26 protein-coding genes and 2 pseudogenes are annotated in these 23,552 nt (G+C 70.2%); 13 read left to right on the forward strand and 15 right to left on the reverse strand.

The genetic code is table 11. The features are described 5' to 3' along the window. The first annotated feature begins 37 nt into the window (after positions 1-37). From ACFHWY_RS05540 to ACFHWY_RS05550, 3 genes are all read left to right on the forward strand, one after another. Positions 38-514, forward strand: a complete 477-nt coding sequence (locus tag ACFHWY_RS05540) for a DUF6232 family protein (RefSeq protein ID WP_416579029.1) — start codon at positions 38-40, stop codon at positions 512-514. 124 nt (positions 515-638) lie between these two features. After that, positions 639-1,118: a DUF6232 family protein gene (locus tag ACFHWY_RS05545; RefSeq protein ID WP_416578983.1), complete on the forward strand. Its 480-nt coding sequence runs from the start codon at positions 639-641 to the stop codon at positions 1,116-1,118. A gap of 43 nt (positions 1,119-1,161) precedes the next feature. Beyond that, a complete protein-coding gene (locus ACFHWY_RS05550) occupies positions 1,162-1,917 on the forward strand; it encodes a hypothetical protein (protein WP_416578984.1) in 756 nt (251 codons plus the stop codon). 130 nt (positions 1,918-2,047) lie between these two features. Here the strand turns inward: ACFHWY_RS05550 and ACFHWY_RS05555 are convergent, their stop codons facing one another. From ACFHWY_RS05555 to ACFHWY_RS05565, 3 genes are all read right to left on the reverse strand, one after another. Continuing rightward, entirely contained in the window at positions 2,048-2,947 is a 900-nt protein-coding gene (locus ACFHWY_RS05555) for a ribokinase (protein WP_416578985.1), read from the reverse strand. A gap of 78 nt (positions 2,948-3,025) precedes the next feature. Beyond that, positions 3,026-3,868: an ABC transporter ATP-binding protein gene (locus tag ACFHWY_RS05560; RefSeq protein ID WP_416578986.1), complete on the reverse strand. Its 843-nt coding sequence runs from the start codon at positions 3,866-3,868 to the stop codon at positions 3,026-3,028. 180 nt (positions 3,869-4,048) lie between these two features. Next, positions 4,049-5,224 (reverse strand): ROK family transcriptional regulator, encoded by a 1,176-nt coding sequence (locus ACFHWY_RS05565; protein ID WP_416578987.1) that lies wholly within the window; start codon positions 5,222-5,224, stop codon positions 4,049-4,051. A gap of 153 nt (positions 5,225-5,377) precedes the next feature. On the opposite strand from ACFHWY_RS05565, the gene ACFHWY_RS05570 reads away from it, so the two are divergent. From ACFHWY_RS05570 to ACFHWY_RS05585, 4 genes are all read left to right on the forward strand, one after another. Next, positions 5,378-6,832 carry a glycoside hydrolase family 3 N-terminal domain-containing protein gene (locus tag ACFHWY_RS05570; protein ID WP_416578988.1) on the forward strand — a complete coding sequence of 485 codons (1,455 nt, stop codon included), beginning with the start codon at positions 5,378-5,380 and terminating at the stop codon, positions 6,830-6,832. Between the two features lie 83 nt (positions 6,833-6,915). Further along, positions 6,916-7,395: a hypothetical protein gene (locus ACFHWY_RS05575; protein ID WP_416578989.1), complete on the forward strand. Its 480-nt coding sequence runs from the start codon at positions 6,916-6,918 to the stop codon at positions 7,393-7,395. Then, a complete protein-coding gene (locus tag ACFHWY_RS05580; RefSeq protein ID WP_416578990.1) occupies positions 7,392-7,901 on the forward strand; it encodes a thiol-disulfide oxidoreductase DCC family protein in 510 nt (169 codons plus the stop codon). The genes ACFHWY_RS05575 and ACFHWY_RS05580 overlap by 4 nt, the downstream gene beginning before the upstream one ends. Continuing rightward, entirely contained in the window at positions 7,864-8,562 is a 699-nt protein-coding gene (locus ACFHWY_RS05585; RefSeq protein WP_416578991.1) for a TetR family transcriptional regulator, read from the forward strand. Before ACFHWY_RS05580 ends, ACFHWY_RS05585 begins: the two co-directional genes overlap by 38 nt. A 185-nt stretch (positions 8,563-8,747) precedes the next feature. Here the strand turns inward: ACFHWY_RS05585 and ACFHWY_RS05590 are convergent, their stop codons facing one another. Next, entirely contained in the window at positions 8,748-9,407 is a 660-nt protein-coding gene (locus ACFHWY_RS05590; RefSeq protein WP_416579030.1) for a GNAT family N-acetyltransferase, read from the reverse strand. Between the two features lie 200 nt (positions 9,408-9,607). On the opposite strand from ACFHWY_RS05590, the gene ACFHWY_RS05595 reads away from it, so the two are divergent. Both ACFHWY_RS05595 and ACFHWY_RS05600 read left to right on the forward strand, forming a co-directional pair. Beyond that, positions 9,608-9,799, forward strand: coding sequence for a DNA repair protein (locus ACFHWY_RS05595; protein WP_416578992.1), 192 nt, complete (start codon positions 9,608-9,610; stop codon positions 9,797-9,799). Positions 9,800-9,896: 97 nt separating this feature from the next. After that, positions 9,897-10,415, forward strand: coding sequence for a hypothetical protein (locus ACFHWY_RS05600; RefSeq protein WP_416578993.1), 519 nt, complete (start codon positions 9,897-9,899; stop codon positions 10,413-10,415). Positions 10,416-10,418: 3 nt separating this feature from the next. Here the strand turns inward: ACFHWY_RS05600 and ACFHWY_RS05605 are convergent, their stop codons facing one another. Beyond that, positions 10,419-11,147 carry a Clp protease N-terminal domain-containing protein gene (locus ACFHWY_RS05605; protein WP_416578994.1) on the reverse strand — a complete coding sequence of 243 codons (729 nt, stop codon included), beginning with the start codon at positions 11,145-11,147 and terminating at the stop codon, positions 10,419-10,421. Positions 11,148-11,345: 198 nt separating this feature from the next. On the opposite strand from ACFHWY_RS05605, the gene ACFHWY_RS05610 reads away from it, so the two are divergent. After that, the gene (locus tag ACFHWY_RS05610) at positions 11,346-12,593 is read left to right on the forward strand and encodes a ricin-type beta-trefoil lectin domain protein (RefSeq protein ID WP_416578995.1); all 1,248 of its coding nucleotides are present in this window, start codon (positions 11,346-11,348) and stop codon (positions 12,591-12,593) included. 128 nt (positions 12,594-12,721) lie between these two features. On the opposite strand, the gene ACFHWY_RS05615 is transcribed toward ACFHWY_RS05610, so the two are convergent. From ACFHWY_RS05615 to ACFHWY_RS05655, 9 genes and pseudogenes are all read right to left on the reverse strand, one after another. Further along, positions 12,722-12,991 carry a hypothetical protein gene (locus ACFHWY_RS05615; RefSeq protein ID WP_416578996.1) on the reverse strand — a complete coding sequence of 90 codons (270 nt, stop codon included), beginning with the start codon at positions 12,989-12,991 and terminating at the stop codon, positions 12,722-12,724. A gap of 379 nt (positions 12,992-13,370) precedes the next feature. Next, positions 13,371-13,496, reverse strand: a complete 126-nt coding sequence (locus tag ACFHWY_RS05620; RefSeq protein ID WP_416578997.1) for a hypothetical protein — start codon at positions 13,494-13,496, stop codon at positions 13,371-13,373. A 21-nt stretch (positions 13,497-13,517) separates the two neighbouring features. Beyond that, on the reverse strand, positions 13,518-15,101 hold the full coding sequence (locus ACFHWY_RS05625; RefSeq protein ID WP_416578998.1) for an RICIN domain-containing protein: 1,584 nt from the start codon (positions 15,099-15,101) through the stop codon (positions 13,518-13,520). Positions 15,102-15,492: 391 nt separating this feature from the next. Continuing rightward, on the reverse strand, positions 15,493-15,615 hold the full coding sequence (locus tag ACFHWY_RS05630) for a hypothetical protein (protein ID WP_416578999.1): 123 nt from the start codon (positions 15,613-15,615) through the stop codon (positions 15,493-15,495). Continuing rightward, a complete protein-coding gene (locus tag ACFHWY_RS05635; protein WP_416579000.1) occupies positions 15,612-15,872 on the reverse strand; it encodes a helix-turn-helix domain-containing protein in 261 nt (86 codons plus the stop codon). The genes ACFHWY_RS05630 and ACFHWY_RS05635 overlap by 4 nt, the downstream gene beginning before the upstream one ends. A gap of 314 nt (positions 15,873-16,186) precedes the next feature. Further along, a complete protein-coding gene (locus ACFHWY_RS05640) occupies positions 16,187-17,728 on the reverse strand; it encodes a sensor histidine kinase (protein ID WP_416579001.1) in 1,542 nt (513 codons plus the stop codon). Next, positions 17,728-18,402, reverse strand: a complete 675-nt coding sequence (locus ACFHWY_RS05645; RefSeq protein WP_416579002.1) for a response regulator transcription factor — start codon at positions 18,400-18,402, stop codon at positions 17,728-17,730. Before ACFHWY_RS05645 ends, ACFHWY_RS05640 begins: the two co-directional genes overlap by 1 nt. Positions 18,403-18,502: 100 nt before the next feature. Further along, entirely contained in the window at positions 18,503-18,856 is a 354-nt protein-coding gene (locus ACFHWY_RS05650) for a hypothetical protein (protein WP_416579003.1), read from the reverse strand. Between the two features lie 149 nt (positions 18,857-19,005). Then, a pseudogene (locus ACFHWY_RS05655) lies at positions 19,006-19,290 on the reverse strand (transposase); the annotation flags it as partial. Between the two features lie 525 nt (positions 19,291-19,815). On the opposite strand from ACFHWY_RS05655, the pseudogene ACFHWY_RS05660 reads away from it, so the two are divergent. The 3 genes and pseudogenes from ACFHWY_RS05660 to ACFHWY_RS05670 all read left to right on the forward strand — a co-directional run bounded on the left by ACFHWY_RS05660 (position 19,816) and on the right by ACFHWY_RS05670 (position 22,293). Further along, positions 19,816-21,161 (forward strand): annotated as a pseudogene (locus ACFHWY_RS05660) (hypothetical protein). Then, on the forward strand, positions 21,158-21,733 hold the full coding sequence (locus ACFHWY_RS05665; RefSeq protein WP_416579004.1) for a flavoprotein: 576 nt from the start codon (positions 21,158-21,160) through the stop codon (positions 21,731-21,733). The pseudogene ACFHWY_RS05660 and the gene ACFHWY_RS05665 overlap by 4 nt, the downstream one beginning before the upstream one ends. A 65-nt stretch (positions 21,734-21,798) precedes the next feature. Continuing rightward, positions 21,799-22,293, forward strand: a complete 495-nt coding sequence (locus tag ACFHWY_RS05670) for a topology modulation protein (RefSeq protein ID WP_416579005.1) — start codon at positions 21,799-21,801, stop codon at positions 22,291-22,293. 906 nt (positions 22,294-23,199) lie between these two features. Here ACFHWY_RS05670 and ACFHWY_RS05675 read toward each other — a convergent pair. Further along, positions 23,200-23,552, reverse strand: a 353-nt coding sequence (locus tag ACFHWY_RS05675) for a transposase family protein (protein WP_416579006.1), incomplete at its 5' end; no start/stop codon positions are given.

Consider the following 23,552-nt stretch of genomic DNA (forward strand, 5'->3'; position numbering starts at 1 on the left):
TACTCTGGTGCCAGTCCCGCGAACCGGAGTTCCCGTGATGGTCACCTACTACGACGACAGGTCAGTCCTGGTCACCTCCACAGCCGTGACAGTCGACGACCACACCTACCCGCTGGTCGAGATCAGTGAGGTCTGGCACCATCGGGGCAGCCGTTCCTGGCGGGTGCTGGCCGGCCGGGGCGCGCTCGGTGCGGCCATGATCGGCCCGCTGGTGGCCGCCGTGCTCGGCATCGCGCTCGCCGTCTGGCTCGACGGACCGGCGACCGCCACCGTCACCGTCATCGGGGTCTCCATCCTGATCGGGCTCGCCGCCGCCCCGATCGCCGACCAACTTTTCGAGTACTTCGACCGCTCCTACGCCCGGGGCAGCCGCCAACGGGAGGTCTGGATCCGCTGGCGCGGTCACCCGGTACGACTGCTGCGCACACCGGACGCCCTACGCTTCGGGCAGATCTACCGCGCTGTGCAACGCGCCATGGAAGCCGGCCATCCCGCCCCGCCGCGTCGCCCCTGACCGCCCGCTGGGCTCCGGGCGGCTCGTCCGGACACCCCACCGGCGAACCGCCGGCCGTCGGCCCGGTGCGAACCAGCAGCGACGCGACAGCCCACAGGTTGCCCACAGATGCTTAGGCTTAGTGATGGCGCTCTATTACCGGGACGACACGATGCAGGTGACCTCCGAGTCGATCCGGGCTGGAGGACACGTCATCCCGATCGCCGAGGTCACCTACGTCTGGCACACGAAGGGACGCACCACACTCGCGGTACGCGGTCGGGTACTCGGGCGTGGGGTGCTGGTCCTGCTGCTGTCCCTGCCCCCGCTGATCGGGCTGGTCTGCGTACTGTCGCTCGCCTGGTCCGCCCAGGACCGCGGCGAATGGCTACCGGCGCTGACCGTGCTCGCCGCCTGCGTCATCATCCCGCTGGCACTGGTCCCGTTTCTGGAGATCCCCCTCGGCTGGCTGGACCGCTCGTACGAACGCGGCAACCGGGTGCAGGAGCTGTGGGTGCAGTACCGCCAGCAGGAGGTGCTGGTGTTGCGGACCCCCGACGCCCTGCGCTTCGGGCAGATCTACCGGGCGGTGCAGCGCGCCGTGGAGCAGGGCGAGAACTGGTGACCTCGCCCGGCACCGGTGGCCCACCCGACGCACACTTGGTCCCATGGCAATCCCTCTTCCCCGGCCCACGACGGTCGTCGGCCTCACCCGTTCCGCACTCGACTCAGCCGCGTCCTTCGCCGCGGTTCCGGCCCGCGCCTTCGCCGTGCTCGACGGTGTGGAGACGCTGCTGACCAGGATCAACGGGGTGGTGGACCGGGTTGAGCAGACCTTGGACCGGACCGACCGGATACTCAGCGACGCCGAGGTGGCGGTCCGCGAGGTCGCGGTGATCAGCGCCGCCGCGACCGCCGCCGTGGACACCGCCACCGAGGTCGCCGCCGCGGCGGCCGTGGTTATCGGCGAGGCCCAACAGGTGTCGACCGCCGCTTCGGTGGTGGTCGCTCAGGCCGATGGGGTGGCCCGGGTCGCGGCTGGCGTGGTGGACGCGGCTCAGTCGGTGGCCGGGCAAGCCGCCGAGACGGTGGGCGCGGCGGCCGAGGCGGCGGCCACCGCCGCCGAACTGCTGGCGGCCTACGAGCCGGCGCTACGGCGGGCCGCGCCGATGGCCAGCCACTTCGTGGAACAGCTCAGCCACGAGGAACTCACCGCGGCGGTCCGCCTCGTTGACGAACTGCCGAAACTGCGGGAGCACATCACCTCGGACGTCCTGCCGATCCTGGCCACCCTGGACCGGGTCGGCCCGGACCTGCACGACCTGCTCGACGTGACCCGGGACCTCAAGCTCGCCGTCGCCGGCATCCCGGGCCTGAACATGCTGCGCCGGCGCGGCGAGAAGCTCAGCGACGACGCCGGCTGACGGCCCAACCCGCGTCGATCTAGGGACTATCGCTGCCGACGAAGATCGACTGGCGACGATTGGCCCTAGATCGGCGCGGGCTCACCGTCGGCGCACCGCCGGGCCTTCCGCAGCGGCAGCGGTTGACCGGTCAGGACGCCGGCAGGTAGAGCTCGTCGATCTCGGCCCGCTGCGGCAGCGACACGCTGGCTCCGAGCCGGCGTACGCAGGCCGCTCCGGCCGCCGCCGCCCAGCGCACCGCGTCGACCAGGTCCCGGCCCTCGCCCCAGGCCACCGCGAGCGCGGCGGTGAACGCGTCCCCGGCGGCGGTGGAGTCGACCGTCACGACACCGACGGCGGGCACGTGGACGGCGGTGCCGTCCCGGTCGCAGTACCAGGCGCCCTGCGCGCCGAGGGTGAGCACCGCCCGGGGCACCAGGTCGAGCAGCGCAGACGGATCCTCCCGCCCTCGGCCGGTGTACACCTGTGCCTCGGTCTCGTTGACCACCAGCAGGTCCACGTTGGCGAGCAGCTCCGGCGGGAGCGGTACGGCGGGTGCCGCGTTGAGCACCACCCGGGTGCCGGCTGCGCGGGCGGCCACCGCCGCCTGGGTCACCGTCTCCACCGGGATCTCCAGCTGCGCGACCAGCACGTCGGCCTCGCGCACGGCGGCGGTCTCGGCTTCGGTGAGCGCGGTCAGCGAGGCGTTCGCGCCCGGCGTGACCAGGATGGCGTTCTCGCCCTCGGTGTTCACCATGACCAGGGCCACCCCGGAGGCGCCGTAGGTGGTACGTAGCTGGCTGATGTCGACCCCGGCGGCGGCGATCCGGGCCCGCAGGGTCACCCCGAACGAGTCCGAGCCGATCGCACCGAGGAACGCGCTGGCGGCACCCGCCCGGGCGGCGGCAACGGCCTGGTTGGCCCCCTTGCCGCCGGGTACCGTGACGAAGTCGGCGCCCAGCATGGTCTCCCCCGGCCGGGGCAGTGCCGGCGCGATGGCGACCAAATCCATGTTTGCGCTGCCCACCACGACGATGCGGGTCTGTCGCACGGCGGCCTCCTGCGGTCGGGTTGTCAACAAGGGACCCGTGCGCCACCGGAGACGCTAAGAGGGCACCCTCCTTACATCTCAGGCGGCGCGGGCGGTGTAGCGCTCGCCGGTGCGTTCCACCAGCAGCGGCAGGCCGAAGGTCTTGGTCAGATTGTCGGCGGTGAGGGTGTCCTCCAGCAGCCCCTGCGCCATCACGCTGCCCTCGCGCAGCAGCAGCGCGTGGGTGAAGCCGGGCGGGATCTCCTCGACGTGGTGGGTGACCAGCACCAGCGCCGGGGCGTCCGGGTCCTGCGCCAGCTCGGCGAGGCGGGCCACCAGCTCCTCCCGGCCACCCAGATCCAGCCCGGCCGCCGGCTCGTCGAGCAGCAGCAGCTCCGGGTCGGTCATCAACGCGCGGGCTATCTGCACCCGCTTGCGCTCTCCCTCTGAGAGGGTGTCGTACGTCCGGTCGGCCAGCGCGCCGACGCCCAGCTGGTCCAGCAGGGCACCGGCCCGTGTCGCGTCGGCGGGGTCGTAGTCCTCCCGCCACCGGCCGACCACCGACCAGGCCGCGGTCATCACCACGTCAACCGCCCGCTCCTGCGCGGGCAGCCGCTCGGCGAGCGCCGCGGTGGAGAGACCGATGCGGGTACGCAGCTCCGTGAGGTCGGTACGGCCGATCCGCTCGCCGAGCACGTGCGCGGTGCCGGTGGTGGGGTGCAGTCGTCCGGCGGCGAGATTGAGCAGGGTCGTCTTGCCGGCACCGTTGGGCCCGAGCACCACCCAGCGTTCGTCCAGCTCGACGTGCCAGTCCACGTCGTGCAGCAGGGCGGTGCCGGACCGACGCACGACGACGCCGTCGAGGCTGACCACCAGATCCGCGTCCACGGGTGAGGGGGCGGGTGCGGTGCCGGCGGCACCGGGGATCAGGTCACCAGTCACCAGCCCATCCAACCACGCAACGCCGGGGCGTCCCCACGGGCGGGCACCGCGGCCGTGGGGTGAGGCGCCGTGTCGTTGCTCACCCCACCCGCAGGGCCGCCACCACGCCCGGGTGCTCACGCTGGTCCGCGCCGACCTTCGCCCTGTTCCGGCGCAGTGACCTGACGTGAGGCGCGCGGCTCAGCCGACCGTGGAGCCGAAGACCTCGTCCCGGACGGCATCCAGGGCGGTGCGCAACGCCCCGTGCAGGATCGGTTCCTCGGTCAGCCCGGTGGGCACCACTCGGGGACGCACCAGCGTGATGGCGGCCACCTCGTGCTGTACCCGCTCGGCCAGGGATTCCCCGCCGGCCTGGCCCACCTCGCCGGCGAGGACCACCAGCGGCGGGTCCAGCACCACGCAGGTGCTCGCCACCCCGAGGGCGAGCCGGCGGGCCACCTCGTCGAGGATCGGCCCGCCCGTGGCGCTGTCGGCGACGGCGGCCCGCACCGCGTCGGCGGCGGTGCCGTCCGGGTAGCCGTTCTCGCGGGCCAGCGCGCGGATCGCGTCGGCGCCGGCCACCTGCTGGAAGGCTGGCTTGGCCCGACGGGATACGTCGCGTGGGATGGGTGCGCCGGGCACCGGCAGGTAGCCGATCTCGCCGGCCGCGCCGCTGCTGCCGTGGTGCAGCCGCCCGCCGAGCATGATCGCCAGACCGACACCGGCGCCGACCCAGACCAGCACGAAGTCCGACAGCCCCTGTGCCGCGCCGGACTGTGCCTCGGCCACCGCGGCGAGGTTGACGTCGTTCTCGAAGACGACCGGGGTGTCCAGGTCGTCGCGGAGCGCGGCGAGCAGGCCGCGGTGCCAGCGGGGCAGGTTGAAGGCGAAGGTGATGTCGCCGGTGCCCGGGTCGACCAGGCCGGGGGTGCCGAGCACGATCCGGCGTACGCTCGACAACTGTGCGCCGGCGCTGCCGGCCACCTGGACCACCGCGTTGTGCACCACACCGACCGGGTCGTCGGTGTCCTGGGTGGACTGTTCGACCCGGCCGATCACCGCGCCGGTGATGTCGGCGCAGGCGGCCACCACCCGCTCCGGGCCCACGTCGACGCCGACCACGTGGGCGCTGCCCGGACGGACCGCGTAGAGCTGGGCGTTCGGCCCTCGCCCGCCGGCCTTCTCGCCGACGCGGGTGACCAGTCCACGCTCCTCCAGCCGCTCTACCAACTGGGAGGCGGTGACCTTGGACAGGCCGGTCAGCTCGCCGAGCCGGGCCCGGGTCAGTGGCCCCTGCTCCAGCAGCAACTCCAGCGCCGCGCGGTCGTTGAGGGCCCGCAACAGACGTGGGGTGCCGGGCAGCCGGGTCGCGCTCATGCCATGTCCTCAAGTATTAGTAAAGGTTGGTAACCATTTAGCTGTGGAAACCGACAGGCGAACGGGTAGCCGTAGCGTATCGGCCGGGTGGAAGCGCGACTCTCCACCGACCCGGCACGACCGTCACGCCAGCCGGTACCGAGAGGAGAGCACGTGGGACTGGATCCAGGACTGCGCCGGCTGGCGCTGGGCACCCTGCTGGCCGCGTACCCGGGGCCGGTCCCGCCCCGCTGGGCGATCGACCTGGTCGCCGACGGACTCGCCGGGCACACCCTGTTCGGCACGAACGTCCACGACCCGGCGCAGGTGTCGGCCAGCACGGCCGCGCTGCGCGCCGGCCGGCCCGACGTGTTGATCGCCATCGACGAGGAGGGTGGCGACGTCACCCGGCTGGCGCACGCCACCGGCAGCCCGTACCCGGGCAACGCTGCGCTCGGCGCGATCGGCGACGTGGCCCTCACCCACCGGATCCACCAGGCGATCGGTGCGGAGCTGGCCGGTCTGGGCATCACCGTCGACCTGGCGCCCGCCGTCGACGTCAACAGCGCCGACGACAATCCGGTCATCGGCACCCGCTCGTTCGGCGCCTACCCGGCGCAGGTCGCCGCGCACGCCGCCGCGGCGGTCACCGGCCTCCAGGACGCCGGGGTGGCGGCCTGCGCGAAGCACTTCCCCGGCCACGGCGCGACCGTGGTCGACTCCCACCACGAACTGCCCACCCTGGATGTCGCCCCGGACCTGCTGCGCCGACGGGACCTTCCGCCGTTCGCCGCGGTGGTCGCCGCCGGGGTGCGGGCCGTGATGACCGCACACATCCGGGTGCCCGCCCTGACCGGGGACGGGCCGGCCACGTTCAGCCGCACCGTGCTGGTCGATCTGCTGCGCGAGGAGTACGGCTTCGACGGTGCGATCATCACCGACGCGTTGGAGATGAAGGGCGCCGCGCTCGCCGCCGGTGGCATCGCGCCCGGCGCCGTGCGGGCACTAGCGGCCGGTGCCGACCTGCTCTGCATCGGCGCCAAGGTGGACGGTGACCTGGTTGAGCAGGTCGCCGCCGAGATCGTGGCCGCGCTCGGCGACGGCCGGCTCGAACTCACCCGCGTCGAGCAGGCAGCCGGTCGCGCCGCGGAACTCGCCGCCTGGACCCGGACCGCCGGCCGCGTCACGGCCGACGGTCCGGCCGGGCAGGGGTACGCGGCGGCCCGCCACGCGGTGCGGGTGGAGGGAGTTCTGGCCGGGCTGGACCGCCCGCTCGTGGTGCAGGTGCACGCGGCCGCCACCATCGCCGAGGGACGGGTGCCGTGGGGCCTCGGCCCACACCTTGCCGACGCCGAGCTGATCCGGGTGGTGGCCGCCGAGTCCGATCCGGTCGACCTGCGCCGACGCGCCGGCGACCGCTCGATCGTGCTGGTCGGCCGGCATCTGCACCGGTTGCCGGGCGGCCCGGAGCTGGCCACCGCGCTGGCCGCCACGCATCCGGTGGTCGTGGTCGAGATGGGCTGGCCGGCCAGTTGGCGGCCGGCCGGCGCGCGGGCCTTCGTCACCACGTACGGCGCGAGCCACGCCAACGGCCGGGCCGCCGCCGAGGTGCTGGGCCTGAACGGCTGAGTCCAGGCCCATCTTGAACGCGTTCAACTTATCGCCTACGCTGGCGCCACAAGAGTTGAACGCGTTCAAGATAGGGTGCAGACATGGACATAAAGGTCTCGATGTACCTGGTCTACCTGGCGGTCAGCATCGGCCTGACCGTCTGGGTGGCCCGGGCACTCAGCCGCAACGGCCTGATCTTCCTGGCGGAGGTGTTTGCCGACACCCGTCTCGCCCAGGCGGTGAACAACCTGCTCGTGGTCGGGTTCTACCTGCTCAACCTCGGCTACGTGACGGTGGCGATGCGGCACTCCGAGCCGGTCGGGTCCACCAGCACGGCAATGGAGGAGCTGTCGCTGAAGATCGGGCTGGTGCTGCTCGTACTCGGCGCCCTGCACTTCTTCAACGTCTACGCCCTCGGCCGGTACCGCCGCAGCCGGTTGCGCCAGTTCGCCACCCACCCACCGCTCGCGCCGGTCGGGCGGCTGCCGACGCAGCACACGTATCCAGCCACCCAACAGCCCTCCGGCCACCCCGGGCCGCCGGTCGCCGGGCCGCCAGGTGCGACTCCGCCCGCCCGATGACCAGCCTCCCGATGGCCGGCCCACCGACCGACGGAACAGGTGGGCTGCCGGATGCCACCGCACACGGGGACGGTGGCATCCGGAGCTTCACCGTCCTCTACGACGCACACTGCCCACTGTGCCGGGCGGCGCGCGGCTGGCTGGCGACGCGGGCTCAGCTCGTACCCCTGGAGTTCCTGCCGGCCGGCTCACCGCAGGCCCGGCAGCGCTTTCCCGGCCTGGACCACGACGCGACGCTGCGCGACCTCACGGTGGTGGCCGACACCGGCGACGTCTACGCCGGCGACGGCGCCTGGTTCGCCTGCCTCTGGGCGCTGGCCGGCCACCGGGGCACGGCCGAACGACTGGCCCGCCCCCACCTCCTCCCGACGGCCCGGCGGATAGTGGCCACCGCGTCGGCGGTACGTGAGCGGGTCCGCGAACCGTTGCCGGAGCCGACCGGCGAATCGTCGGGATACGGTGATCCGGATGACCGACCAGACTGTGCCGACGACCGCTGCGGGTGATCCGGCTACCGCCCGAGGCGAGCAGACGCGGCAGTTGATCCTGGAGACCGCGCTGCGGATGTTCCGCGAACGCGGCTACGCCCGCACCACCATGCGCGCCATCGCCCAGGAAGCCGGGGTGGCGGTCGGCAACGCGTACTACTACTTCGGCTCCAAGGAACACCTGATCCAGGAGTTCTACGCCCGGACGCAGGAGGAGCACCGGGCGGCGAGCCAGTCGGTACTGGAACGCGAATCTGGCTTCGCCGCCCGGCTGGCCGGGGTGCTGCACGCGGGCATCGACGTGCTGACCCCCTCGCACGAGTTCGCGGCCACCTTCTTCAAGATCGCCGCTGAGCCCACCTCGCCGCTGAGCCCGTTCTCCGCCGAATCCTCCGCGCCCCGTCAGGCGTCCGTCGACCTCTTCGCCGAGGTGGTGGCGGGCTCCTCCGCCAAGGTCGACGCGGAGTTGCGGCCGCAACTGCCCGAGCTGCTGTGGCTGTCGTACATGGGGGTGGTGCTCTTCTGGGTCTACGACCGCTCACCCGACCAGGCCAGGACGCGGCGACTGATCGACGGCGGGGTGCCGCTGGTCGACCGGCTGGTGGGGTTGTCCCGGCTGCGGGTGCTGCGCCCGGTCAGCCGGCAGGTTATCGACCTGGTTCGCACCCTGCGTCACTGACCGGTGCGGACGGTGCCAGCACGTCGCGCCAGTTCAAGTCCACTATTGGACACCTGACAGGCAGCGTCGGCAGCTTGCCGGGAGGATTCCGGATACGTAGCGTGATCGACATCGAGCCTCACGCTGGCCTGGGGGAGGCTGCGGACCGTGGATCCGGCCCGGGATCCACGGTCCGCGCCCTACCGTCAGCTCGGGTAGACGCCGTAGGACCCCCACCCTCGGTCCGGGAAACCCGCCGCCTCCGCGACCCGGGCCGAGGCGATGTTGCGCCGGCCGTGCAGGTAGGTGGGCACGGCGCCGTCGGCGAGCACCCGACGGGCGGCCTGAGCCACCAGCCGCCGAGCCAGTCCGCGACCTCGGGCGGCGGGCACGGTGCCTACCGCCAGCTCGTGCCCGTACCGGTCGTGCCGCTTGACCCCGACGCCGGCCAGGTACCGACCCCGCTCGTCGCGCACCACCAGCACCGCCCGGTCGAACAGGCGCAGCCAGGACGGCAGTCCGGCGGCGGTGGGTGGAACCCACTCGCCCACGTCCGGCAGCGGCGCGGGCGCGACGCACCACCGGAACACGTCGTCGTGCATCGTCCAGTCCGGGTGCCCGACCGCCGCTGGCAGCGTGGGGAGCAGGTCAGCCGGCTGCCGCGCCAGCTCGCGTACGGCGGCGACCTGGTCCGGTGCCACCGAGAGCACCGTGCTCGCCCCGGCGCGGACGGCGATGGCGGGGCGCAACCGACCATCCCAGGCGGGGCGGGTCCGACGGGACGACCGCACGACGTGCAGGCCCGGACCGGCCGGCCACTGCCCGAGCCAGCTGGCCAGGTGCAGGTGGAGCCGCCGATCGAGCATCTCCACCTCCCGTGCCATCGCTGCCGACGCCGCCCACGGTACGGCGGACGGGGGCGACCGCGCCGCCCGTCCCGCAGGCAGGGTCAACGGGGCGGCGCCGGTTCAGGTGTGGTGCGGGCGGGTAGAGGGGAACCCGATCCATCGACCGACCGTCATACCCATTTCCATACATGGACAACTTTCTCTGAAACGGTGGAGTCATGCCGATTGAGCCGAACGACCGTTATCAGCAGGACGCCGCACGGATGTGGCGTGGCGGAGCCACCGCAGGACGTTTCCCGGCCCAACCGCCGTACCGCGGCAACCGCAACGGTGCCGGCACGCTCTCCTGGCACGCGCTGAACAATCTGCCGGCCGGCTCCAACCTGCGGCGCCTCAACACCCACCTCTGACCCCGGGCGCGGCGGCGAGCCAGCGCGGCCTTTCGCACACCTGTCGGGTAACGTCTGCTGGTCCATCGACCGGGCCACGACAGGAGCTAGCGCATCCATGGGCAAGAAGACGATCCACGTCTCCGACTTCAGCGGCACGACGCTGGACGCCGACGACGAGGCCATCCGCGTCGTCGTCATCGAGCATCCTGACCTGGTGGCCGGGCCCGTGCAGCTGGACGCCACACCGGTGGAGGTGGAGAGCATCGACGACGCCGCGCTGGACGTGGCGGTGGTCGAGATCCACGACCGGTACGGCCACGGCGAGCCGCGCCGGGTGGTGCTGACCGCGAGTGAGTTCGACGCCATGGCCACCGACGTGCCGATGGCCCAACTGCTGCGGACCGCCGAGCGGGTACGCCCGCCGAAGGCCCGCCGGGCGACGGAAAAAGTCGACTACGGCACCGTCGAGCACGCGGGTAAGCCGCATCGGGGACGGGTCACCGAGGACGAGGCCCGCCTGGTGCGCGAGCAGCTCGACGAGGTGAACAAGCGTCTCGCCGACGCGGGCCTGCGCCAGATCGCCCCCGCCGACCCGGAGCACGCCGCCCGGTACGGCTTTCCCGCTGCGCCCTGACCGCTACTTCTGCGCCGCCGTGAACTGGGCGAGGGCCGCCGCGATGTTCGCCTCCATCGCGGCCTTGTCCACACCGAGACCGGCGAGCACCCCCTCGCCACCCTCGTGTTCCAGCAACGCCAGCAGGATGTGCTCGGTGCCGACGTAGTTGTGCCCGAGGCGCAGCGCCTCGCGGAACGTCAGCTCCAGGGCCTTCTTGCCGGCCGCGTCGTACGGGATCAGCTCGGGGACCTCACCGGCTGACGGCGGCAGCACGGCGGTGACGGCCTCGCGAAGGGCCTCGGCCGTCACACCGCCGGCGACCAGCGCCTTCGCGGCCAGCCCGTCCGGCTCGGCGAGCAGGCCGAGCACCAGGTGCGCCGGGCCGATCTCGGCGTTGCCCGCGTCGCGGGCCTCGTTCTGTGAGGCCATCACGACGTTGCGGGCGCGCGGGGTGAAGCGGCTGAATCCCTGCTGCGGATCGAGCATCGCGGTGTCCGCCCGGGGCACGAAACGCTTCTGGGCGGCTTGTTTGCTCACCCCCATGCTGCGGCCGATCTCGGTCCAGGACGCGCCGGAGCGCCGGGCCTGGTCCACGAAGTGGCCGATCAGGTGGTCGGCGACCTCGTCGATGTGTTCGGCGGCCAGCACCGCGTCGGCAAGCTGGTCGAGCGCGTCGGTGTGGACCTGCTTGATGACCTGGATCAGCTCGTCGAGTCGGACCGGGTTGTTCGTCTGGAGAGGATTCGCCATGCGTCAACCATAGATTGACGCATGCGCACTGTCAACCATAGGTTGACGGCATACCCGTACGCCCGCCCCCAAGCGACGACCTTTGTTAACAACCTTGACTGAAAACCCCGAAATCGACAGACTGCAACAGAGAGCGCTCTCCTCCGGCTCGGTCGCCCGGCGGCGAGCCCATCCCCTCCACCCGCAAGGAGATCCATCGTGTACGCCATCTCCCGCAGACTCCGGCGGGGAGCCGCCGTCCTCGCCGCGGCCCTCGCCGCCAGCGTCCTCGTGCTACCCCTGCACCCAACTCCGGCCGCCGCCGCCATCGGCGGGATCACCTGGCAGGACGAGTTCAACGCGCCGGCCGGCACCCCGGTCGACCAGTCCAGGTGGCGTTTCGACATCGGCGGCGGCGGATGGGGCAACAACGAACGGCAGTACTACACCAACAGCACGAGCAACGCGGTGCACGACGGGCAGGGGAACCTCGTCATCACCGCCCGCCGAGAGAACCCGGCCAACTACCAGTGCCACTACGGCCGGTGCGAGTACACCTCGGCCCGGCTGCTGACCGCAGCCACCTTCAGCCAGGCGTACGGCCGGTTCGAGGCGCGCATCAAGATTCCGCGCGGCCAGGGCATCTGGCCGGCGTTCTGGATGCTCGGCAGGGACTTCGGCGCCGTCGGCTGGCCCGCCTCAGGCGAGATCGACATCATGGAGAACGTCGGGCGGGAGCCGAACACCGTCCACGGCACCATCCACGGGCCCGGCTACTCCGGCGGCGTCGGGATCACCGGCAGCCGGACCATCGGGCAGCCGTTGGCCGACACCTTCCACACCTACCGGGTGGACTGGGAGCCCAACAGCATCCGCTGGTACCTCGACGGATCGGAGTACTTCCGGGTCGACCCGAGCCGCCTCGGCGGCAACCGCTGGGTGTTCGACCACCCCTTCTTCATGATTCTCAACGTGGCGGTAGGCGGCAACTGGCCCGGCTACCCCGACGGCAGCACCCAGTTCCCGCAGCAGATGCTCGTCGACTACGTCCGGGTCGACAAATACGTCCCCGACGGCAACTCCGGCACCACCCGGATACGCGGCCTGCAGAGTGGCCGATGCGTCGACATCCCCAACGCCAACCCCGTCGACGGCGCGCCGCTGCGGATCTGGGACTGCAACACCACCGCCGCACAGGCGTGGACCTTCGCCGCCGACGGCACCATCCGCGCGATGGGCAAATGCATGGACCCGGCCTGGGCGGGCACCGCCAACGGCACCGAGGTCAACCTCGTCACCTGCAACGGCAACCCGGCCCAGCGGTTCACCCTCAACGCCGCCGGTGACCTGGTCAACCTCAACGCCAACCGCTGCGTCGACGTACGCGAGAACAACCCGAACAACGGCGGCAGGCTCCAGTTGTGGGACTGCGCCGGCACCCCCAACCAGAAGTGGTCCCGAGCCTGAGCCCCCACGAGAGCGGGGCGTTGCCCGACCGCTTCCTCGCCACCGTCGGTGACGGCCACCCGGTCCCACCAGATTCTGCAGCCGTCGTGTCCGAGCGGCATGATCACGTCGCCCGGATCTCGTCACCGTCAGCCGCTCCGGTTCTGGTCCGACATCATCGGCCAGGAGCGGGTCAACGCCGGATACGGGTCGGCGACCGGTTCCGCACGGGCACGTAGCACCGTCCGGAGCCGGAGAGCGAGTAGTACCAGCGCCGCCACCATGACCAACGCCATCATCACGAGGACTGCGATCCGTCCGCCGCCGGTCGACTCCGCAGCGTCTGGCTCGTCACCGTCCACCACGGTCAGCCGCTCATCGGGCAACACGGTGTTCACCGCCGCTACCGGATCGATCACGCCGTGGCCGTAGTCGACACTGGCGGCAGTCGCGGTGGATTGTGGGCGGTTGTCTCGACCCGAACCACCACCTGGTTCGCACTCAGCTTCGGATAGGCCCACCGCACCAACGCCACCTCGCCCGCCGCGTATGCCGCTGGGCTCGGCCAGTGGTCGGGCCGGGGCCACCGGCTCTACGGCTCGCTGCCGAACCGGGATGCCGCCGGAGACAGCCGGCTTCGGCGGCGCGGCGGTGCCGGGCGGATCGGCACGCGGCTCTACTGTGGCGGGCGGGTTACTACGCGGCGCAGCAGTGCTGGACGGAGCCGCCTGGCTGCCGGGGAGCGCCCCGTGACGGACTCCCGTACCAACCGCGTCCCACGGCAGCGCCAAGAGCCGGTCACGTGTAGAACTTCACATGCGGCTGATTGTCGGCACGAGCCGGGGCGGCCAGTGCGACGGCGGCGAGAAGACCCAGCAGTACGGCCCACCACAACGGGGCAGCCGACCTGAGCCGATCGTGCACGGTCACTCGTCCTTCACACGGTCACTCGTCCTTCACCGGAACCAGGCGCCAAAGGTGGTCGACGGTGCCGTTGTCGGGATGCTGGAACAGCCGGGTCCCGTCGGTGTCGACCATGAACTGCAACGCCAACAGCAGACCGCTGCCCTCGTTCAGAATCTCGAACAGCCCGCCACCGATGTCGTCCAGTCGCCACCGGGTCGCCGCAGTACTGGCGTCAGGCACCTGTGCGGCGAAGGCGTACGGCTCCTTCGACCCGCCGAGAGGCGAGAGCACCAGGTTGTTGAGCACGCTCTTGATCCGGACGTGGCCGTTGCGGTCGCGCACCAGTAGCCAGCGTTGGTCGGCTCCGCCGCGGTCAGGTTGCTGCACGAGGATCTGATTCGGCGCCTTCGAACCGTTCGGTACGGTCATCGCCTTCTTGCTGTGCACGTTGACGAGCCGGTACTGCGTCGGCGCCGACGGAGTCGGACCGGGGCTCGGAGTGCGCGTGACTGAGGGTGAGGGGCGCGGTGAGGCGGTGCTGCGCTGCGGTGACGGGCTCGGGGTCGCTCGGACAGGCGAGGGCGACGTGCTGGCCGACGGAACCACGCTCAGGCTGGAGTAGGATTCGTTCAGCGACACCGTCCGGTCGACGAAGTCCGCCACGGACGGCACCGGCGGCATACCACCGGCGGCGCGGACCGCCTCGGCACCCACCTGGAATGCGGCGAGGGCGTGCCGGTAGCTGTCCCCACCCAGCGGCGCCAACGTCTTCACGAGTGCACACATCGTCCGGCCCAGCACCGCGATCGCCGAGTGCGGATCCCACGGCGAGTTCCCTGCCGGCCCGTACTCACTCCACAGTTGGGCGCGGAACTGGGCGATACCCATCCGGTCCGCAGATCGGACATTGGGGTTGAAGCCGGAGGACGCCATCAGTTGGGCGGCGACTCGCGCGGGGGTGACCTGCGGGCAGACCGCACCCGCCTTACCCACCGTCGGCACGTACTCGGCCGGCACCGGCACCGGCGATCCGGAGCCTGGTGCCGCCACACCCCGCGCAGTGACGGTCGCCGGGACGGCCGAACCGTTGGGACCGCCGAAGACGGCCTGGTCGGCGTACCAGACCGTGTGAGCGGCGACCTGACTCACATAGTCCTGCGCCGGATCCGGCACCTCGCCGGCGGTGCGTACCGCGTCGATCCCGGAGTGGTAGGCGGCGAGGGCCGCCCGCCACTGGTCACCGTCCACACCGGCCACCCGAACCTCACCGACCAGGTCGCACATGTGGTGGGCGAGCGCGTACACGCTGGCGGTGGTGTCCTGGGCCACCGCGCCCGGCCACGGGGCCCACTTCTCGAACGTGGCCGCCGGCATGGCCGCAACCCCGTCGGCCCGGTCCACCGCCATCCCGGAGTTGGCCATCAGCTGGGCCGCCAGCCGTGGGCCATTCAACGCCGGACAGGACAGCGCGGCCAGTGAGATCGTCTGTGCGGTCTCCACGTCGACCGGCCGGCTGGGCTCCCGTACCGGATCCGCGACCGCGATCCTGTGTCCGACCACTCCCGTGACCAGACACACGAGGGCCAGTACCAGCGAGATCACCGTCGCGCCACGCCGGCTCATTCCTTTCCACCAGACCACAAGTCCACGTGCGCTCGGCGATTTCACGGAAGGTCGTCTCCTCGTCGGGGGCATCGCGCCGCCGTCCGGGCAGCCACGGCGGTCCGTACCCACAACGGTCACGGCGCCCGTCCCGTTCAATCGACCGCCGCAGTAGTGCCGGCGCCGGGCCCACGAGGGAGGACAGTCCTGGGTCCGGCTGGGTCTTTCGGCCCAGGACCGCCAGGGGCAAGCAGTCTACCGTTTGGTCAAGTCCGAGGCAGACCAGGACCGGCCGGGGCGGAGTCGGCTCATACCCTGGCGACTGGCCGGTGCCGCCGCGCTGGCGTGTGGGTGCGGTTGTCGATGGCGAGGCGGCCACCGTCGGAGGGTTGCCGTCGGGGCGCATGATCGCTTAGATGTTCGCGCCGAAGCCACGGTGCTTTCCGAAGTACCAGGCGTCGATCGTTGTGCCCTTGACGCTGATGGTGGTCTCGGTGAGGAGGTCGGTGTCGAAAAGTTTCCCGTCCAGGATCACGTGCGACCAGCCGTCAGCGGCGACCCGGACAGGGCGTCGTGCAGGGCCGGTGTCTGCGCCGCGAGGACCCGCACGGCTTCGGCGACGTACCGGTACGCGGTGGCCCTCGACACCCCGAAGCCGGTCCCGAGGGTGATCTTGTCCTCGCCTTTGCGGAACCACACCAGTACCAGAAGCGCCTGGTAGAAACACGTCAACGCCCTCGCGCGGCGGCGGGTTCCCACTGCCCGCCGCTCGGCGCGAAGCAGACGCGCCACGTGTCGTACGAGTTCCCTGGGTACATCGAGCCTGGCAGATAGGTGATCACGTGGAGCCCTCTCGGAGACTGATTCCGTCGCAAGAACCTGTCTACCGATGGCTCCACGTCCTTATCCCACGCTGTCCGCTACGGACGCTACGCCCGTGTCATCCCGAGCCGTCCCCGGATCCTTGCTGAGATCACCTCATTGGTCACGGCGTCCAGCCGGACCGGAAGTTCTCCAGATGGGCGCAGACTGTCGTCCCGGTTCTTCGGGTGGGTAATGCCTGCGTCGGTGGCGCCCTGGTCGCTCGGTAGCGTTGGTGTCCGATTCTACTTCCGCCAGGTCGACCAGTTCGCTGTCGGGGTGCGCGAGTTTGCCGGTGTCGGCGGACGGGGATCGGAGGTGTCCCGGTATGGGAGTGTGAGTGTGAACTGGGCGCCACCCGTCGACTGGTTGACGGCGGTCAGCGTTCCGCCGTGGGCGTGCGCCAGTCCGCGGGCCAGGGGGAGCCCGAGCCCATAGCCGGTGTGCGAGCTGCGGGACGGGTCGGCACGCCAGAGACGGTCGAAGACACGGTCGAGATCTGCGGCGTCCATCCCGGAGCCGGTGTCGCGGACATCGACGGTGACCGCTGCTTGTCCAGCGCCGACTACCACGTCGATCCGTCCGTTGACAGGGGTGTGCTCAAGGGCGTTGTCGAGCAGGTTGCCAACTATCTGCGAGACACGCTTGGGGTCGGCGAGGGTGGATGGTGCCTGACCGCAGACGGCAAGGGTGATACCTGCGGCGTTCGCTCTCAAGCGGCGGGCACGTATCGCAGCATCGACGAGGGTCTGCACGTCGATGCTGGTCAGGTGTAGCGGCAGCGTCCCATCGTCGAGTAGGGCGATGACGGCCAGGTCGTCGACGAGTTGGGTCAGCCGGGTCGTCTCCGAGTCCACCACCGCGAGGTTCTCCCGGGTGAGCGGAAGGACACCCTCCTGGAGAGCGTCCACGTAGTTGCGGATGGTGGTCAGCGGCGAGCGTAGCTCGTGGGCGACATCGGCGGTCTGCTGACGGCGGCGGCGCTCGACCGTGGCCAGCTCGTCGGCCATGGCGTTGAAGCTGGTCGCGAGTTCGGCTATCTCAGCTGGGGACTTGACCTCCACCCGGGCGTCGCCCTGTCCACGCCGGATCGCCTCGGTGGCCTCGACGACCCGGGTGAGCGAACCGGTGAGCACCCGACTCAGAGGGACCGCGGCGGCCACAGCGGCTACCACGACCAGAGCGCCGATCAGCGCCAGCATCCCCCAGGGGATGCTGGCCTCGGGAGTCGAGCTGACGAAGAGCAGCGCCGGCTCCTTGATGCCGGACTTCTTTACACTAGCCGTTGCCTTCGCCTGTTCGTAGCACTCCAGCGCTGCGGCGGACCGCCCGCTGACAACCATGGGACCCAACTCTGATCCAGAGTCGGTGTACCGGATCCCCCGCCTATGGAAACAGTCGATCACCGCGCGGCGATACTGATTCTTGTTGAAGACGGCGGCGTCGCCCAGCGGACCGTACGGATCGATGACCCCGACCAGCGACGGCAACGGACCGGAGCCAGTGTCAAGGTACGGGGTGAGCTCAGCGCTGGTGACGGTGATGCGTACGTCGAACTTGTCGGCCAACGATCGAGCGGCGTCCGCCGTCTCCGGCCAGGAGGTGGCTTCCGTGCCCGCGGCGGTCATCTCTTGCAGGACGGTGGACTGGACCGTTGCCTGCCGGTCGAGCGCCCGGCCCAGCGCCCGGTCCGTGGCGAGCGCGACCACCGTGGTGACCATCATGACCGCGAGCAGGGCGAGTGCCGCCACGACGCCCACAACCTGCCCACGCAGAGTCCGAACCATCAGGGGGCTTTGTATCCGAGGCCGACCACGGTGGCAATGTAGCGCGGGGCTGCGGGATCGTCCCCGAGCTTGCGGCGGATGTTACGGACGTGCACGTCGACGGTGCGCTCCAGCCCGGTCCCGCCGTACGCCTCGACCCGGGACAACAGTTGGGCGCGGGTAAAGACCCGACCTGGCTTGCCGAGTAGGGTGACCAGGATGTCGAACTCCGAGGCGGTCAGCGCGATGCTGCGACCCCGCTGGTGAACGGCGCGTTTGTCTGCTTCGACGAGCAGGTCGGCATAGCGCAGCCGGGACGTGTCGGTATGGGCTTCGGCTCGACGTCGCACCGCGCGCAGTCGAGCCATCAACTCCCGCGGCCGGTAGGGCTTGACCACGTAGTCGTCGGCGCCGAGGTCGAGTCCGCTCATCACCTCGTCCTCCCCGCCCAGCCCGCTGATCACGACGACCGGCACGTCGCTTTCGGTACGGATGATGCGGCACACTTCGCGTCCGCTGAGCGTCGGAAGCATGAGGTCAAGCAGGACCAGATCCGGATCATTGGCCCGAATCGCCGACAGGGCCGCAGGCCCGTCGGCCGCCTCGACCACCCGGTAGCCCTCACGCTCCAGGTAAAGCCGCAGGACACCGCGCTGCTGGGCGTGGTCCTCAACCACCACCACGCAATCGCCCATCCGGTCTCCCATTGACTGGTCCCGCTACGGAGGTGCCGGCCGGCCGGCGGTCAACCGGCCAGCCGGCACCAGGACCAACCGATCCCTGAACCGGTGCCGGCTACTTGTCGAGCTTGCTTCCGGCCTTGGTCTTGTCGAACCCACCCTTGTTGACCTTTACCTTGGGCTCGTAAATCACGCCCTTGGCTGCAGCCGCCTGCCGCAGGTCTTCGTCCGTGGAGTTGACCCAGGAGTAGCCGCCCTTATCCACCGTCCGAACGTCGATGCCGTGCTCGGCATACCACGCCAGCGTCGTCTCGTTCTTGGCCTTCATACTGTCGAGACTGATCGCGTCCTTCTTCACGGTTGCGGCCTCCTGGCCGATCGCCGACCTGGGTGTTGCCGAGGCAGACGCCCCCACACCAAGCATGGCCAGGCTGGCCACCGTGAGCGCGAGGATCCGTCGGATTCGCATCGTACCCCTTCCGTTTGCATGGTTGACTGTTGTTGCGCCATAAGGATGGACGGCTACTGTGAAGGTGCGATGAAGGCCAGCGCTTTCGGCTGGCTGCACCCCAGGCAGGGGTCTGTCAAGTTAACGGCTGATCTTGGTTGTTGAGGTGGTCAGTCGTTGGCCGGGGTGAGCCGGCCCTCGAAGGCGATCTGGAAGGCGTTCAGGGGTGCTTTCCAGCGCATGGTCCATCGGCGGCGGCCGGCGCCGGTCGGGTCGAGGCTCATCAACGCCATGTAGACGCACTTGAGCGCGGCTTGCTCGTTCGGGAAGTGCCCGCGGGCGCGGACGGCCTTGCGGATGCGGGCGTTCACCGACTCGATCGCGTTCGTGGAGCAGATGACCTTGCGAATCTCCACGTCGAAGGCGAGGAACGGCACGAACTCGGCCCAGGCGTTCAGGCGGAACCGTGGAGCCGGACGAGTCCACGGCGGACGCCTGCACCCGCGAGATCCAGGAAGAGCTGGGTCTGTCGATACCCGCGGGAGCGCTGCTGTGCGTCGACTGGGTACCGGTGCCGGCCTCTGTACGCGGTGGGCCTGCCGGCTTCCCGGCAAGCCCACCGCCGTTGGCCAGCGGCGGGGAGCAGACCGCCGGTCACCCGCCCACGCAGCCCTGCTGGCGGTACGCGGACGGGGAGTCACCCGTGCGGTCGACGGAGCGCACGGCGCGAGCACTTGCCGATGCGTCGGGTCGCGTTCCGACCTGTCGCCCATTGGCACGTCCATCTGGTTCTCCCTGCCGTGAAGCTGCCGCTGACCCGCCGGTGCGCCGCTGGAGATCGGCGCGCCGGCACATCCAGGCTGGCTTGGGCGGTACGCGGACGGAATGTCTCGCCGGTGCACCGGCGGTGCACCGGCCGTCACCCCACGTGCGGCTACCATCACGTCCACCGGTGACCGTCCGTTGCGGAAGGACGTGTGATGGCTACGGTGACGACCTGGACCGGCCAGGACGCGAACGCGCTCCGCCATGCGTTGCGGATGAGCGTGACCGCCTTCGCCGAGCACCTCGGTGCGGCGCGGCGGACCGTGGCCAAGTGGAGCAGCCAGGGCGACAAGGTGCTCCCCCGCGCGGACACATGCAGGCCGCGCTGGACACCGTGCTGTCCCGCGCCACACCTGAGGTACGGGAACGCTTCGACGCGTTGCGAGTGGCCGGCACCGACGGTGCACTTGTGGGTGCGGGTCGGCCGGACACCGACCGGGATGCGGATACTGGCGGTGACGGTGACGGTGACGGTGGCTCAGGTTCGGATGGTGACGTGCGGCGCAGGCAGGTTCTACGCGGAGCGGCGATTGGTGTCGCCGCCGCGCCCAACGTGGCGTCGCTGCTCGACGCCCTCGTCGCGCCAGCGCACCCCGACGGTGGGGCACTGTCCGTACCGCAGCTATCCCGGGCTGTCGCCGGTGCCAAAACCGACTATCAGGCGTGCCGGTACGCGCACGTACTCGATCGGCTGGTGGCGTTACTGCCGTCCCTCGATGCGGTGCGGTCCGGCGTAGCGGGCGAACAGCGCTCGCAGGTCGAGGTGCTGGCTGCCGAGCTGTACCACGTCGCCGGCAGCGTCCTACTCAAGGTTGGCGATCAGGGGATGGCCCTGGTAGCGGCCGAACGGAGCAACCGGGCCGGGGTCAAGAGCCAGGATCCGGTGGCGATCGCCGCGAGCGCCCGGATCATGACTCACGCGCTCATGGGCAACGGCCACGACGCCCAAGCGATGACCCTCGCCGGCAACGCCGCCGACTCGCTCGACCGGGACACCCGCCTCGCGTCGTCCGATGCGGTGGCTGTCTACGGCGCCCTCGTCCTCCGAGGGGCCATTGCCGCCGCCCGCCGCGACGACCGGGGCACCGCGCACGCGATGCTCGATGAGGCAACCCGCGCCGCGACCCGACTCGGCTACGACGGCAACGATCGGTGAACCGGCTTCGGGGCGACCAATGTCCTCCTACACCGGGTCAACATCGCGCTGACCCTCGGCGACGCCGGAACGGCCATCGCGATCGCCCGCACCGTGCCGCTGGACAAGGTGACCCTGGCCGAGCGCCGGGCGTCTCTGTATGTCGACGTGGCACGCGCCTACACGCAATGGGGACGCTACGAGCATGGCCTCAGCGCGCTGCGCACCGCGTACGAGGTTGCACCCGAGGAGATCCGCTGCCGCCCGGCGGTCCAACGCATCGCCGGCGACCTCGCCATGCTCGCCACGGGGTCGGTCCGCACCGCCGCTGCCGGCTTCGCCCGCAACGCCGGGATCCGGCTATGACCGGCGGTCACCTCCAGATCGTCGTTTGCGGTGCCGGTCCGGCTGCCGATGTAGCCCAGCTCGTCATGGCCGCACAGGACCGCTCCTGGACAGCGGCGGTCACGGCCACACCGAGTGGAATGGCCTTCATCGACCCGCAGCCGCTCGAGAGCCTCACCGGCCATCCGGTCCGTTCGACCTACCAGTCGTCGCCCGGCACACGCCGGTCGCTTCCCGCAACCGACGCCCTAGTCATCGCCCCCGCGACCTACAACTCGGTCAACAAGATCGCTCTCGGCATGGCCGACAACTACGCCATGACCTCGGTCGCCGAGCTGATCGGCAGGCCGGTGCCGACCGTCATCGTCCCGTTCGTCAACGCCGCCCTCGCCGCGCGGGCACCGTTCCGGCACGCCGTGGCCAGCGTCCGCGACGAAGGGGTACGCGTCCTGCTCGGCCCCGAAGACCAGTGGGAACCGCACCCGCCCGGCAGCGGCAACGAGCGGCAGAAAGCCTTCCCCTGGACGGCGGCTTTCGAGACAGCCGCCCAGCTCGCCCACGAATCTCGACGGGCCACTTCCGGCCACGCCTGACCGCGAACGAGCCAGCCACCGTGTCGCGCCAGGCCCGGCGCGTCTCGCCGCTAGCGTGGAAAGCCGTGGACCGAATCGCCATCATCGGCTGCGGTGGCAGCGGCAAATCCACCGTCGCCCGGCAACTCGCGCAGATCCTCGACGCGCTCTACTACGACAAGCAGTGGAATCCCGTATCCAAGGACGAGTTCGCCGCCCAGCAGGAGAAACTCGTCACCGGCGAGCGGTGGATCATCGAAGGCAACTACGCCGGCACCCTGCCGATCCGGCTCGCCGCCGCCGACACCGTGATCTTTCTCGGCCTGCCAGCCAGGAGATGCCTGTGGGGCATCGCCGAACGCCGGTGGCGCTACCACGGCGGCCAACACCCCACCGACGGCGTCTACGACCGGATCACCTGGAACTTCGTCCGCTACATCCTCGGCTACCGGAACACCATGCGCCCCCGCATCCGTCACCTGCTCCAGGAACATGGAGTGCAGGTCCGGCTCATCACTCTCAACAACCGGCGGCACGCCATCCGGTTCATCGACCGAATCAAACGGGAGACAAATCGGTGACCTGACCTCGGGTGTCCACGAGGACCCGACCGCGTCCCAACCGACGCCGAACAGGTCCAACGGCTCCCGAGCACCCACCGAGCCACCACCACCGGCCAGCAGGCACGAGAAAGACCCCGACCCAGTGTGAAACACCAGGTCAGGGCCTTGATCGCTGGTGCGCCGCCAGGGACTCGAACCCCGAACCCGCGGTTACCGACCGTAGCGATCCGGACCTTGTCATCGACCATCGAAATTTGGCGCTGAGCTGCACAGACGCGGTCAAGCAATGATCGCTTCTTGTCACTTCCTGTCAACAGCAGACAGGGGTTTCGGGGGGTAAACGGGGGGACGTACAGCATGTCGCCAGGGCCCCACCGCACCCCGCTCCCCTTCGCGATCGGTACGAATCGCCAACCGCAGGGCGACGAAGAAACTCCGGATCCGTGATGAGCCATGATGTTCCCAACGGGGCGCGGTCCTCAGATGATCTTTCGGCTTCGACACCCGGATAATCACCGAAAGACCGCGCACGGCCTCACGCCACCGTGTCCAGGAGCGTCCGCCCCGTAACACTCACGACGGGCATATCGCTACCTCGCCTGACCTCTGCGGGCGAAGCCCGCTCGTTGGGTTCGTCGCTCCCGCCGGCACCCAATTCTCGAAGGGACGTTCAGCCGCACTACAAGAATGCATTCATAACAGTCATCCGGTAGGTAGCAGTATCCGAAGAGGGATGGGATGGAGGGCCGCGCGGACGAGTTCTCCGACCGATCGGAGAGGGCGGCTTCGCGATCCTCAGTTCTACATACTTGGATCGGGGTGCTGGCTACAGGTCCACCTGTCGGCTGCCGACCACACCTGGCGGGCAGCCGACGCCAACCACCGCTAACCAACAGTCGGGGCGTGTGGACCACTGACGTGATCTCAACAAGAATCCGGTAGGTATCGGTATTCGTAATGGGTGAGATGGACAGCGGCGCGGACGATGTCGCCCAGGCTTCGTGGGCTGGCGGTGGTGTGGCGGAGTGTGCGCCAGCGGCCGGTGAGGATCGCGAAGCCGCGTTCTCCGAGGCACCGTAGGGATCGAAGGATCGTGTTGTGGGTGCGGTTGTCGATGGCGAGGCGGCGGCCGTCGGAGGGTTGCTTGTACGGGGTGTGGATGCCCTGGCCAGCGCCTTCGTAGCCGGAGTCGGCCAGGGTCGACAGATTGAGGGCCGAAGCGGCCCGGTAGAGCGCACCGGTGATGTCCAACTCCTGCGCGCAGGTCAGGTCGTGAA

Origin of the sequence: Micromonospora sp. LOL_024, from assembly GCF_048060415.1 — a bacterium.
Lineage (GTDB): Bacteria > Actinomycetota > Actinomycetes > Mycobacteriales > Micromonosporaceae > Micromonospora.